Annotated in this window: 5 protein-coding genes and 2 pseudogenes; all 7 read right to left on the reverse strand. The window is 40.6% G+C overall.

Annotation, left to right across the window (positions count from 1 at the left end; genetic code table 11):
- Window positions 1-7: 7 nt before the first annotated feature.
- Window positions 8-6,745: a SpaA isopeptide-forming pilin-related protein gene (locus BLP57_RS14585; protein ID WP_092072746.1), complete on the reverse strand. Its 6,738-nt coding sequence runs from the start codon at window positions 6,743-6,745 to the stop codon at window positions 8-10.
- On the reverse strand, window positions 6,735-8,837 hold the full coding sequence (locus BLP57_RS14590) for a DNA topoisomerase 3 (protein WP_092072749.1): 2,103 nt from the start codon (window positions 8,835-8,837) through the stop codon (window positions 6,735-6,737). The genes BLP57_RS14585 and BLP57_RS14590 overlap by 11 nt, the downstream gene beginning before the upstream one ends.
- A 48-nt stretch (window positions 8,838-8,885) precedes the next feature.
- On the reverse strand, window positions 8,886-10,385 hold the full coding sequence (locus BLP57_RS14595) for a CD1107 family mobile element protein (RefSeq protein ID WP_092072753.1): 1,500 nt from the start codon (window positions 10,383-10,385) through the stop codon (window positions 8,886-8,888).
- Window positions 10,369-10,617: a DUF4315 family protein gene (locus BLP57_RS14600; RefSeq protein WP_021652602.1), complete on the reverse strand. Its 249-nt coding sequence runs from the start codon at window positions 10,615-10,617 to the stop codon at window positions 10,369-10,371. Before BLP57_RS14600 ends, BLP57_RS14595 begins: the two co-directional genes overlap by 17 nt.
- A gap of 12 nt (window positions 10,618-10,629) precedes the next feature.
- The gene (locus BLP57_RS14605) at window positions 10,630-13,470 is read right to left on the reverse strand and encodes a CD1108 family mobile element protein (RefSeq protein WP_242872642.1); all 2,841 of its coding nucleotides are present in this window, start codon (window positions 13,468-13,470) and stop codon (window positions 10,630-10,632) included.
- 27 nt (window positions 13,471-13,497) lie between these two features.
- Window positions 13,498-13,875, reverse strand: a pseudogene (locus BLP57_RS14610) (VirB4-like conjugal transfer ATPase, CD1110 family); the annotation flags it as partial.
- A gap of 94 nt (window positions 13,876-13,969) precedes the next feature.
- Window positions 13,970-14,207: pseudogene (locus BLP57_RS18095) on the reverse strand (hypothetical protein); the annotation flags it as partial.

The following is a 14,207-nucleotide window of genomic DNA, read 5'->3' on the forward strand; positions in this document are numbered from 1 at the left end:
TATATTATCATTTGCGTTTTCTCTTAACTGTCACTACAGTTCCCAGACATCCTGCTGATACTGCAAGCGCCAGCACAAAAATAGCAATATTTGTATTATCTCCTGTTTTTGGTGAATTGGATACAGAAGTCGCATCAGAACCATGGGAAACAGGAGTGCTGACTCCCTGGTTTTCTGATGTTTCCGGAGTGTCTTTTTCCGGAGCTTTCTTATTTGTCAGATCCAGAGTATATTCAATCACAGGAGTACGGTCATTGACATATTCAAACTGAATCTTATGCTCGGTTTCATCAAGCTGATAGCCATCCAGTGTTTTTGTTTCTTTCAGGATATATGTGATTGCTTTTTTATACTGCCCATTCTTAAAAGTCGCAATCGGATAATTCTTTGATTCTGCATGGCCGGCACTGTCTGTTACCAGAGTTTCCAGAACTTTACCTTTACTGTCACAAAGGGCAAATTCTACACCTTTCATTGGCTTCTTGGTGTCTTTATCTGTTTTATTTAAGATTACCTTGCCCATTGCCTGTTCATCTTCCATTTTGGCTCCCTGAACATCTCCGGTGTCCTTAACCTCAAATGTCACTTTATTTGCCACAATATAGCCTTTCGGTGCTGTTTCCTCCAATAATGTATAAGTACCGATTGGAAGTTTCTCTACATAATGGGGCTGATCACCAGATGTCCAGCTTTCCATAACTTCCTGGTTTTCATTAAGAATATACAGTTTAGCACCTTTGACCTCGCTGCTTCCATCTGTCATATCAACTTTACTGATCAGAATTTTTGTTGTATCGTCCTGCATTTCTACTTTCTGTATATCTGCAGTATTTTCTACTACAAACGTAATGGATTCTGCAGTTGCATAGCCATCAGCAGGAATTGTCTCTGTTAATGTATATTTCTTTCCAACTTCCAGTTCCTTAATGATGTGTGGTGTGCTTCCGGATGTCCACTCATCCACAACGTTTCCCTCTGAATCGGATACTTTCAGTTTTGCACCTGGTAATTCTTCCCCGGTTGTAATATCTGATTTTGTGATTTCAAAAGTAGTTGGCTCATCTTCATAAGTGAACTCAAAGGATACTTCTGCAACCTCTTCTCCCGCATAAGCAAAATCAAATTCCTTGATTTCTTCTGTTGTCACAAATCCAGCAGGAGCCTGCACTTCTTTTACATAGTAGCTGCCATTGATTGGAAGATCTGCCGTAAATACAATCCTTCCATCCTGATCCGTAGCTTTCTGCTCGATCATGGTATCTGCTTTCAGGATTACTTCGCCTTCTGCATTTAAAATATCATTCTTTGTATAAAGTGCAAATACTCCGCCTTCCAGAACACGGTCTGTATTTTTTTCTTTCTTAACTACAGTTACTTTTGCTTTCTGGCGGTTATTCTGCCAGTCCTCATCATAAGTCACAACCGGAGTATTCTGATCACGATAAGTCAGATCAACCTCTCTGATTTCTCCATCCAGAACATATCCATCCGCCGTCTCTTTTTCCTTTACATAATATTTGCCTAAAGGAAGATCTTCTGATCTTGCATATCCAAGAGCATCTGTCGTAATTGTTGCTACCAGTTCGTCCTTTTTATAATAATCACTGCTTTCCCCATCTGCAGCCTTGATATCCTCCGCTGCATAAATTTCAAAAGTAACATCTTTCAAAGAACCTGTAACATAGCCAAATGCTGCGTCCATGCCGCCTGCCAGCATATCTTTCCAGGTAACTTCTTTGACAAATTCACCTTTTTTATTGATGATGATTCGTCCAACCGGAACAGCATCCTTCATTTCTACTTTTTGAACATCTGCAGTATCAGAAACTGTAAATTTCACTTCCTCCGCCTGCAGATAACCATATGGTGCAAACTCTTCCCGAAGTGTGTAGGTTTTTCCCACATGGAGTCTTTTTATTACATGAGCTTTTCCTTTTACAGAAGTCCATTTTTCTACTTCTTTTCCGTCTGAATCCAAAACCGTCAGTGTTGCTCCGTCAAGTTCCACACCTGTTGTAATATCTGATTTTGTAAATTCAGTTGTTGTCGGCTCATTCTTAAAAACGGTTTCCAGTTTTACTGTTTTTACTTCCTGTCCCTGATATTTCGCAGTCACCTCAATCTGCTCATCTGAAGATACAAAACCATCTGGTGCTGCCAGTTCTTTTATATAATAAGTTCCAAATGGCAGATCCTGCTCAAAAACAGTTTTTCCATCTTCACCTGTTACCGCTTTTGTAAGCAGTTCGTCTGCTTTTACCAGTACCTTATCCCCTGCTTTTATATCCTCTTTTGCGTAAAGACCAAACTCTGCTCCAGAAAGCCCTTTCTCATTTTCAGCATCTTTTTTCACAACTGACACTTCTACTTTCTGGCGGTCATTTATAAACTCTGCACTCTGTGAGATCACTGGTGTATCCTGGTCTGCATAGACGAAAGAAATCTTCTGTTCTTCTTCATTTAATACAAATCCCTCCGGTGCAGTCTTTTCTACAACTTTGTATTCTCCTAGAGGCAGATTATCAAGCTCTGCTTTTCCGGATTCATCCGTTGTCAGTTCTGCAACTTTTTCACCCTTTGCATATTTCAGGATTCTTTTTCCTGTGTCATCTTTCTGGAAATCAGCTGTATAAATATCCTCTGCAGCATACACTTCATATACTGCACCGGAAAGATTCTGAACTTCATACTTAAAATCATTCTTATAGGTCGAAAGAACCTCTCCTTTTTTCTGTACAGTGAGTTTTCCTTTCACCGGATGATTCTCATATACAACTTCAATGATTGCATCACCTGATACCGGATCAGTCTGATACAGGGTATTGGTGTCCACCTGTATTTCGACATAATTTTTGTTAATGGTATAACCGTCCGGTGCTGTTACCTCTTCGATTCTATAATGACCGATTTTTAAATTCTGCGGCAGGATCAGATATCCATCTGTATCTGTGAAATAAGAGATATGTGTAACGGTTGTCGGATATGTAGTTACCTGCTCTACATATTTTTCATGATCCATATCATAAATTTTAAACTCTGTTCCCGGAATTAGAACAGATTTTTTAGTCTCATCATCCTGTTTGATAATTTTCAGTTTTGCAGAAAATTCTTTATCCAAAAGAACTCTCCATGTCTGCGGCTCTGTTGGTTTATTCTCTGTAATCCGGATAATAAAATCATCTACAGGTTTGTAATTATGGGGTGTTGTAGTTTCTCTCACCAGATATGTTCCATATGGAATTGCAATGGATTTTACATAGCCTTTTTCATTTGTAAAAATTTCCGTTGCTCCATTTTCACCGATCACAACCGGCTCTGCAGAGGAAAAATCATAATTTTCATCCTCTTTTACCACCAAAGAAGATACCAGATATGCACTAAATCCAGCTCCGGATAGTAATGCAGCATCTGTGTCTCCATTATTGGCAGCTTTAATAAGTTCAAACGGCTGTTTCTTCACCGTTTCCAGTGAGGTACACTCTTTTTCTACAACCGCTGTCAGATCACCTTCATCACTGCATACAAGATCATATTCATGCTCGTCTGCCAGATATCCTACGGATGGGGTAATTTCCTTGATGTAATACTCTCCAAGATAAAGATTCTCTATCCTTGCTTTTCCTTCTTTATCGGTAGTTAGCGTACAAATCTGGCTTCCGGCTTTATAAATAACGCCTGTCTTTCCATCCGGATGGGTAATGTCGTTTCTTGCATAAAGTCCATACACCGCATTTTCCAGGGAAGCATCTCCCTGTGCCTTATTTTCTTTTGTCTCGGCATCTTTTTTATTCAAAGAGATTGCAGCACTGACCCTGTCATTCACAAAAGTATGACTGAAAGAAATTTTTGCCTGTTCATCATTGGTATAACTGAACTGGAAAGAATAAGTATCTTTCTCATTTCTGACATAACCAGCCGGAGCCTGGACTTCTTTTACATAATAAGAAAATCCCACTGGAAGATCTGCTTTAAATGCTGCTTTTCCATCAGTACCAGTAATTGCAGTCTCAATCAGAGCATCTTTTTTTACTGCTACTTTTCCATCCACAGTTTTCATATCCTGCGCTGCAAACAGAGCAAAATGCCCTCCGGATAGTGTATTTTCAGTATCTTTGTCTTTCTTTATCACCTGCACCACTGCTTTCTGACGGTCATTTGTAAAGGTAGTCTCTGAGAAAGCCGCTTCTGCAGTTTGCCCTGCATAAGAAATGGTTACTTTTTTTGTTTCTTTTGCATTATAAAAATTTTCCGGGGCCTGTGCTTCTGTTACATTATAGCTTCCAAGCGGAAGATTCTTTACCGTTACAGAACCGTTCTCACCTGTGATCAGATTTTTCGCTACTTCTGCGCCTTTTTTGTAAACTGTTTTTCCACCTGCTGTTACAATATCCTCGGCAGCATATACGTTATAAACGGCTCCTTTCTGACGGCGTTTCTCATACTGGAATAAAGTTCCATTTTCATCAGATACAGCTCCTACGAAAACCTCACCCTCTTTATAAACGGTCAGATTTCCTTTCTGCTCTTTGTCCGTTACAGTCTGTTTGGTCGTACTGCCAACTACTAATTTCACTCCATAAGAGGAAGCCTGGACAACATAACCTTCTGGTGCTGTAATTTCCTTTAAGTAAACTGTATCCTGTGTCTTAGTAAGAGTTACACGTGAAGAACCATTGCTGTCTGTTGGCGGCATTTTAGCAATCAGCTTTGTGCAGGCGTTATCACTATATACCCCATACACGGCTCCAGCTAGATTTTTTCCAGTATCTCCATCTTTCTTTGTAATTTCAATAACTGCTTCTTCCGGCCAGTCAACTGTAATCTGCAGGTCAGAGGAATCTGTATAGTAGCCAAAACCAATGTCCTGTGAACTCTCCAATTTTAAGAGCATTGCATGGAAATCCAAAGGGAAATTAGATGTAATCGCATACTTTCCTTTCAGGCTACCCATATTGGCTGTTGTAGCTACAAGATGGAATTTCTCTCCACCCTTTACAGTGACATTTCCAGATGCCGTTTTTCCTGTGGTTTCATTAACAAGGCTTACTCCGTTCTCCAGATGAATGGTAATGGTAAATGCTTCATTTGCCTTCCAGGTAAAACTTTCTGTTTCCTTTCCCGTTGCATTAACGGAAAGTCCTGGAAGAAGTTTCATTGCTGTCGGATCAGGCATTTTAGCAAGAGCTGCTTTAATCTCTTTCAGCATATTTTTAGCGGTTGTAGAAAGCGCACCTCCAAATCCGGATTCGCCATCATATAAATAGTCAACCAGGTAATGCTGCATGGCTCTTGTCTCAGAACTGCATCCATATTTTTCCATAATGGATTTTACATTATATCCATTGAATGTATGTCCCCATCCTGGACCGCCATATCCATAGAATAAGGCTTTTCTCAAATATTTATCATCTCCGCCTTCATCCAGTTCAACCATATTTTTATATGTTGTCCCACTTGGAGGTGACTGCATGGAGTGCTGCATACAATACGCATTTACTGTATAAGTCTTTCCGCCTGCTTTGTAACGAACATATTTGTAGCTGTCATTTCCACCCTGTCCCATAACTGTATCAAACGGATGAAGCTGGCCATCTGAATAATAGTAATATTTATTTGCTTCAATATTTGTTGCATCATCCCATGGAGTATCGGTTGCAAGTAACATGATACCGTTTTCTGCCTGATCCATGGAAACACTTAGATCAATGTCATCTGCTGGCATTTCAAAACTGAATTTATCCGATTCTTCGTGATAAGTCACCTCAGAATACAATAAATCTTCTGTATTCTCTGTCTGGTTTGCCTGTACTTTTGTTGTTCCTACTGCAATTAAGCTGCCTTGCGGCATATCTCCGGAAAAAACAACGGTTTCTCCTGGCTGATACTGTCCATCTTCATGGTTCAGCTCAATATGAAATTCCTCTCCACGAACAATATTTACCTGATAATTTCCATCTGCATCTTCTGTTTTCTCTGTTCCATCTGTAAAAGAGTCGTCTGTCGCCTCTGGCATTTCTTCCGGATCTGTATCTGTAATTTCTTCAAATGTGCTGTCTGTATCCGGATTATCATCTATGGCAGGTTCTTCTGTTGAAACTTCCTCAGACGGGTTTTCCGGGATTGGTGTATCTATTGGCTCTTCCTCAACCGGAATTTCTGTCGGAGTTACTTCTTCATAGATTCCATCCTCTGACGGAATTTCTACATTTACCTCATCCTGCACAGGTTCTTCACTCTCTGCAGTGCCTATGGCTGGTTCCTCGCCTTCTGCTTCATTCTCATCTTCCTGATTGCTTACAGATTCCTGATTCTCAGATTCAGCAACCTGCACCACCGCTTCCTTTACAATCAGCTTACGATTGATCTGATAAATTGGGTGGCCACTTACTGGCTCTACATAATAAACAGCTTTGTATGTATCTTCGTAATCTGTTGTAAAGTCCTGCTTTTCCTCATTTTTTGCCTCATGGAAAGTGATCTTCACCTTTTTTTCATCTGGTATTTCCAGTCCGGTAAAATCTTTCTCCACTTCAAAAATACTGCCTGTTTCCAGTTCCAGATCTTTTGCTTTTACCACCTCATCTGCATCAAGTTCATTTTTTACCTCTTCGTATAACGGTGGCTCTTCTGGCACTGGCACTACATCTGCCGCATAGGACAGTATTGGAGATAGAATTGTAGATAACACTGTAAGCATTGCCAAGAATCCCGACAAAAATCTTCTCATATTTTTTTTATTCTTCATTCTTTTTTCCTTTCTTCCGTTCCGGGAAAATCAACTGAAACTTTGGATTTCCGGTTTCTGAAACCTCCATCTTTATAGTTGCTTCATACTTCCTTTTTGTTTTCTCTGATACCAGATCTTTGAAATGCACCTGCTTCTCACTCAGCAGCTTCCTGACAGTTGCTTCATCAAGTGTTTTTCCCTGACTCTCAAAAAATCGGTTATTTTTCCATAAAGTAAAACTGCAATCACTTCCTGAACAATAATAATTTCTCTTTCCCACATAAACCTTATTGCCGCATCTTGGGCATTTTCCAATTTCTTTCCGACCATCTGAAAATAGTTTCTGGTATTCTTCCACTGGCTGTCCATTATCACTTACCAATTTGGTAACCATTTTTTCAATTTCGAAGAGAAATTCTTCTACATTTTTCTGGCCTCTGGAAATCAGTGTCAGATCATTTTCCCATTCTGCTGTAAGTTTTGGTGATTTGATCATTTCCGGAAGAATCCTGATCAGATTTCTTCCATCTGCTGTCGGTAATATCTGCTTCTTTTTACGCTCAATAAAACCTTTCTCGACCAGCTTCTCAATAATCGCCGCCCTGGTAGCCGGAGTCCCAAGACCTTTTCTCTCTGCGTCTTCTGTCATTTCCGAGCTACCAGCGTGTTCCATGGCACTAAGAAGTGTATCCTCCGTATAATGCTTCGGCGGTGCTGTAAAATGTTCACTAAATTTTACAACAACACTTTCAAATACCTGTCCCATTTTTATATCTGGAAAATCACTTTCCTCCTCTTCTGGATTTTCTGCATTTTTCCCATATGATTTAAAGAACCGTTCTTCCACTTCTTTCCATCCATATTGGAGAACATTCTTTCCAGATGCAGTAAACAGTTCTCCATGACAGGAAATTTCAGTCTTAATACTCTCATATATGTATTCCTGTTCCGATGCACATAATAACTTTGATGCAATCAGCATGAGAATTTCCTTTTCTCCACCCGGAAGTGCTTTTAAATCCATGTTTGTAATTTCTACCGTTGGTATAATTGCATGATGATCTGATACCTTTTTACTGTTCAAAAGTCTCTTTATATCTGGTTCTGAACCCTTTATTGACATTTCAGGAAACATACTATTTACTGCCCCGACAACCAGAAGAGCATTTTCTTCCATATCATCTGTAAGATATTGGCTATCCGTCCTTGGATACGTCACCAGTTTCTTCTCATAAAGGCTTTGGGTATAGTCCAAGGTTTGCTGTGCCGTAAATCCAAGAAGACGATTTGCATCCCTCTGTAATGTGGTCAGATCATATAATTTCGGCGGCTGTACCTTTTTCTTCTCTTTCTTTACTGAAAGAATCTGTGCAGTTTCATCCTTCATATCCTCCATCATCTGAACGGCAGCACTTTTCTCTTTTATCCGGCTGCTTACAGCATCCAATCCATCCATCAGAAGATGAACCAGATAATACTTCTCTTTCTGGAAGTTCTCGATGCTCTTTTCCCGTTCCACCAGCATTGCAAGTGTAGGTGTCTGCACCCGACCTACAATCAACCGATGGTGATACAGTACCGTAAACAGTCTGGTGGCATTAATTCCTACCAGCCAGTCTGCTTCACTTCGCGCCACTGCAGAATAATAAAGATCATCATATTCATGTCCATCTTTCAGCTGCTGAAATCCTTCCAGAATTGCTTTTTCCTCCATGGAAGAAATCCACAGTCTTTTAAAGGGAAGTTTACATTCTGCCTGGTTATATACCAGACGGAAAATCAACTCCCCTTCTCTTCCTGCATCTGTTGCACATATAACTTCTGTGATATCTGCTCTGTGAAGCAGTTCCTTTAAAACCCGAAACTGCCCTTTGGTACTTTCTTTAATCTGATATTTCCAATTCTCCGGAATCATGGGAAGTGTTTCATATTTCCATGCTTTCCAGTCATCCCGGTACTGATCCGCACTAGCCAGTTCAATCAAATGCCCAATACACCAGGAAACCAGATATTCTTTTCCTTCCAGGTAGCCATCTTTTACGTTTGTGGCATGAAGCACCTTCGCAATGTTTCTGGCTACGCTGGGTTTTTCCGCAATTACAAGCTGCAATTTTCTATCTCCTTTCTGCACCTGTCGCTGTAATTAAGTGAAACAAAGTTATTCCTCTGATTCTTCGTCTTCTACTTCACCTTCCATTTCATATTCTTCTAATTCTTCATCATCCTCACGAATTGTATCTTCTTCCTCCTCATCGTCGTCCTCGTCCTCTTCATAATCAAAAGAAGTATTTCTTCCTTTCATAAATTTCCAATAATAGTAAGCACCACAAACTCCTGCCAGAACCAGCAGCATTAATAAAATCGTGCCGGAATTATTGCTTTTCTTCTCAGGTTCTTCCTTTTCTTCCGGTATGATCGTAACTTCTGGTTCCGATGTCTCTGTGAGCTTCTCTGTTTCAAGTGGCAGTGCGGATTCTGCAATAGCCTGGTTCTGTGGAAGTGTGACCATGTTGGTATCCGTAAAGTTCAAAAGATCATTTTCGCCTACCTCTGTAAGAAGATAAACATTTTCATCCGTTTTATCCTTATCTACAATCAGATAAAAAACCTTATCACTTTTTGTCTTGATCGTATAAAATTCCTTTCCCCCTTTGTCCTGAACTGTTCCTGTTGTCATGCCGGAAGCAGAACTTTCTCCCTGCACCCGTCCGGTATCTGCTTCTGTATCCGTTTCATTTCCTGTGTTTTCTGGTTCTGTTGGTGCAGTAGCAGTCTCGTTCGTTGTCTGATGTTCCGTTACGGTTGCCGTAGCACTGGTGGGCTTACTTGCAGTTCCATCGGCTGGCAAAGAAGCTGCATTCTGCTCCGTTCCGGAAACCTCTGTATTCTCTTTTACTGCATCTGGATTTTCATAATAAGGGTTTCCTACTTTATAGATCTCTGACATATTTCCTGCTTTGTCTTTTGCCTGCAGGGTAAAGTATTCATAGGAAGTATCCGCTTTTTGCAAACGGACATTTAACGTATTATTCGTCAGTTCTGTGAATTCATTTCCATTGACATACAAAGCAGCAATTCCCGATTCCGCATCAACTCCCTGCACGATCAGTATCCCATTCTTCGCAGCCGCAATAATAGTTGGTTTGGTTTTATCAAAACACTCTATGTAACGATTCTGCTCATAAGTATTTCCATTCTGATCGGTAACTCTCACATAAACACTACAATTAGAAGAGATGGATACTTCCATATTTCCGGTTATGTCTGACCATCCTCCATTTTCTGAAAGTCTTGCTTCTACTTTTGCAATAGAAAAAGCACCTGTATTCTTTGTATCTTCCACTTGAATTTTTACGGTTGCCGTATCTGTCTGCCAGCCTTCGGGTTCTGTAAAGGTAATCCCTACTTCTGGTGTTTCCGTCACATCATTTCCTGCATCTTCCTGTGCCTGTTCCACTGGATCTGCAAGAATTTCAGCTTCTGATCCATCTGAAAAATCAACATCTTCCGGGCTGCTTTCTTCTGATGATTCCACTTCTACATTATCTGCCCATACAGTCAGACTTCCGGGCGAACTATAAAAGAAAGCTCCTGCCGGAAGTCCTGCTAACGTAGCTGCGGTTAAAAATACAGCTGCTCTTTTATGAAATTTCTTCATTTTCTGTCTGCTCCTTTTCTCTGGTTTCCAATATCTTTTTTTGTTCCTCCTTGCTGATATCAATCATCAACTGAAGTTCCTCTGCGGAAACTCCATTGCTTCGGATAATTTTTAGATACTCCATATCCTCTGCCTGTTTCTTCTGTTCTTCCAGATCCCTTGCTTTTTTCTGTAGCTTTTCAATCTTAACGTAGGTTCTTGCAAGTTCTTCTTTTATTCGTTCAATGTTCAAATACGCCCCTCCTTATGGCCTGCCAAAAGCATAAAAATGAGACTGCCAGTATGCAGAATTAATGGACGTATACTGAATTGGATTTCCACAATGGATCATCTGTCCATCTCCGGCATAAATTCCTACGTGGGTAACCGGCTCTCCCGCATCATACGTCCCAGTGAAAAAGATAATATCTCCTGGCCTTGCTTCTTCTGGTGATACAGGCATACAAATGTCATAAATTCCCTGTGCAGTAAGTCTTCCCATATTGCAGACACCCGAATTGGTAAACACATAGCTTACAAAACCAGAACAGTCAAAAGAAGTCTCCGGGCTGGAACCGCCCCATACATACGGCATACCAAGATATTTGTCTGCTTCCGCAAATAATCTCCGCACAGTCTCATCATCATAACTGCCGCCTCCACCATACAGCCCGCTATCTCCGGTACTGATATAAAAAACAGGATTATAATATTCCCCATCTTTGACCAGTTCCAAATATAACTGGCTTCCGGTTGCACTTCCTGTACTTCCCGTTGTACCAATTACAGTATCTGTTGTTACTTCCTGACCATTTGCTACCGAAATGCTCTGCAGATAAGCGTATTTAATCTGCACACCTTTTTTATCCTGCGTAACTACATAATTTCCAAAAGTTCCGCTATATCCTACATCTACAACAAAACCATTCATCGCTGACTTCACTTCTGTTCCCTGTCGTACATTAACCGTCACACCTCTGTGAAGTTGTGTCTGCCCGGTTCCATTGTTTACAGAATACCCATAATAGGTACTGATATAGGCATACCAGTTTAACTCAACCGGAGTTTTATATGTCTGTAAATTTCCTCTGTTGGAATAGACCTCTTCATAAATTTCCTGCTCATCCTCTTCCATTCTGGACAGAATAACACTTCTAAGCGGTTTTGCCTGAACAGAAACATTCAGTACATCTGCAGTTACTGTACGGGTAACTTCCACAGAGTTCTGATTGCCCTCTGCCAGAAAACATTCCCAGGTCTGATGACCATGTGCCTCAGCTACTGCGTGATTATCATAATAAACATCAAACTGGACACCATACTGGGCAAAGTTTCCAGTATCTTCTACGGTGTACTCAATCCCATTCATCACTACTTTCGTCCCCATTGGAAGAAATGGGTTTGCAGCATCAACCGCAAGCGTATGATTAGCCTGTGGCATTGCCCCTGAAGCAGTTGGTCCTCCACTCCACACGCCACAGCAGATAGGACAGTTACAGTATCCACTGGTCACAACATTTCCCAATGACTGCCCTACCTGTATTGTAGATGTTTCCTGCCGGGTTTCACTTTTTTCCTCTACGGTGATTCCGTACTGTAAAGAAAAAATTGTTTCCAGTTCTCCTTTTATCTCATCAAACTTAAAATCCCCATACCTGGCAGTCAGATAACTGATCAATGTATGGGGATCATGGCCGATTTCACCAATGTTATATCTGTATTCATCTTTTCCTGGATACCGGGCTTCCATCTGGTTTATTTTCTGTTGAAGACTGGCTTCCAACTGCGTATAATACAACTCTGCTTTTTCAATTTCGTCCGGATCCGCAATGTAACTGGAAGCGATTACCGTAGAAATTCCATTAGAAAACATAGCCGAACAGGAAGCAAATCCTGTCATTACGGAAAGAAGCAAAATCAATAACAACCCCATTGAGATCAGAGTAGTTACATTTCTTACAAATACTTCCTGTGCCTTTCTTGCAATTTTAGTAGCAAGATTTACTGACCGGATTGAGGTGTCTTTTGTTTCTTTTGCAATCTTCCCAGCCCGGTATGCCATCTGATACTCTCGCTTAATCCTCTGCTTCTGTATTAATTTTCTGATCAGCTTTTTCTGCATCTCTGGATGTTCTGCCAGATATTTCTGATATTGATACCTGGATGCACTCTTCCAGGCTCTTTTCTCTAAACGGTTTTCTTTATGTATCTGACTGCGGTTCTTCCGGATATTTCTACTGCTATGTTCCTGTAATATCCACTCACCTGAACGCACCAGCTTATGTGCTGCATCTACAGCACTGTTTTCCTCTTCGTCTTCGCCTGCTTTCTGATATACTGCATTTTTTAATGCTTTCTTTGGAACAGAAGACAAGGTTTTCTTTTTACCATCCGTTTTCTCTGTTTTTTTGTCGAAATATAAATGGTACTTTACCTTTGCTTTCTGTTCCTCATTTGTTTTCTTGGTATAAACAGAATCTTTCGGAATTTTGTTCTGCCTCTCAGCTTCCTGTTTTCTTGCAGCCTTATCCACTTCCTGATAAGTTTTTATTGTTTTTCGGCTATATTTCTGCTTTCCTTTTTTTCGGTTTGTAGAAACATCATTCTTCTCTGCCTGAAAATGTCCTCCATCTGTTTCAGCCGAAGTTTTCTTTTCTTTCTTCAGACTTCCATCTGTCTCCAGTTTTCCAAACTGCAGTCTCTGCTGTTTCTTTTTCTGTCGCTGATACTGACTCCTGTGTTTTTCTTTGCGCTCACGTATTTCTACCGCTGAATCCACAGATACACCTGCAGGCTTGTCCCGGTATCTGTACCGTCCCTGTGTTTTTCGTTTTCCCGGAGGACTGTTTGCAGCCTCTTCTTTTTTGGCAGGATTTCCCTCCTGAACTTTTTCGGAAAATTGTTTCTTTTCAGCTTTTTTATGAGAGTTTTTCTTCTTTTCAGAAGTAATAAATGCCTGTTCTACATCCTTCTGTTTATAAGGCAACTCCTGATCGCTGTTTGTAACTTTTCTGGTCTCCTTTGTTGCAAGATTTTCCTCAACCAGACCATTTCTGGTCATACGGCTGACTTTCTTCTCTTTCGCCGTATATTTTTGTTTTCCCAATGTACCTCACCTCTGCTTTTTTGTCCGTTAAGTCTGAATCTCATCCGGTTTAGTACTCATCAAAGCATAGGTTCTGGTATCCTGCGGATATCTGTCTGCAAAAGGTATGATTACATTTCCGTAAAAAAGCAGCCCTTCTCCTGCATTACTGTTATTTACAAAAGAAATCTGATGCTTGGAAATATTCAATTTCTCCGCAAGGATCTTCTGATCCCCGCTGTGCTGATTTAACATCAGGATAAAATCACTGTTTCCCACAATACTTTCTACTGCCAGAGAGCCAAGAAAATCTGTTACATTCTGACTGATTCCTGTAATGATTCCACCCCACTTACGAAATCTCTTCCACATTTCAATAGAATAATTAGCAGTCTGTGGCTGGTTCAGCAAAAATCTCGATAGGTCAGACGCTTTCACGCCTTTCGCCCCGAGCCACACCGTGCAAGCAACTTTCATTGCACACGGCGTTCCATGGGATAAGTCTTTATTGCTAATACAGTTACTTCAAAGTCTGGTTAATTGTTATAAGGTTAATTGCTTCCAATCCTGCTTTAGCTCTCCATTTGTTGAGCTTTGCAATCTTGGCAGGTGCCCTACAATCGAATAAATCGATGAGGGACTTGATGATTTTCACGTCATTAGAATAGATAAGGCTCTTTATATCTTTGTGTACGATTCTGAGGTTTGCATATTCATCCGTACCACCTTGGCTTGGTGGATTAAGATATATGCATTCC

Origin of the sequence: Blautia sp. SF-50 (genome assembly GCF_900101315.1) — a bacterium.
GTDB classification, from domain to species: Bacteria; Bacillota; Clostridia; order Lachnospirales; family Lachnospiraceae; genus Blautia_A; species Blautia_A fusiformis.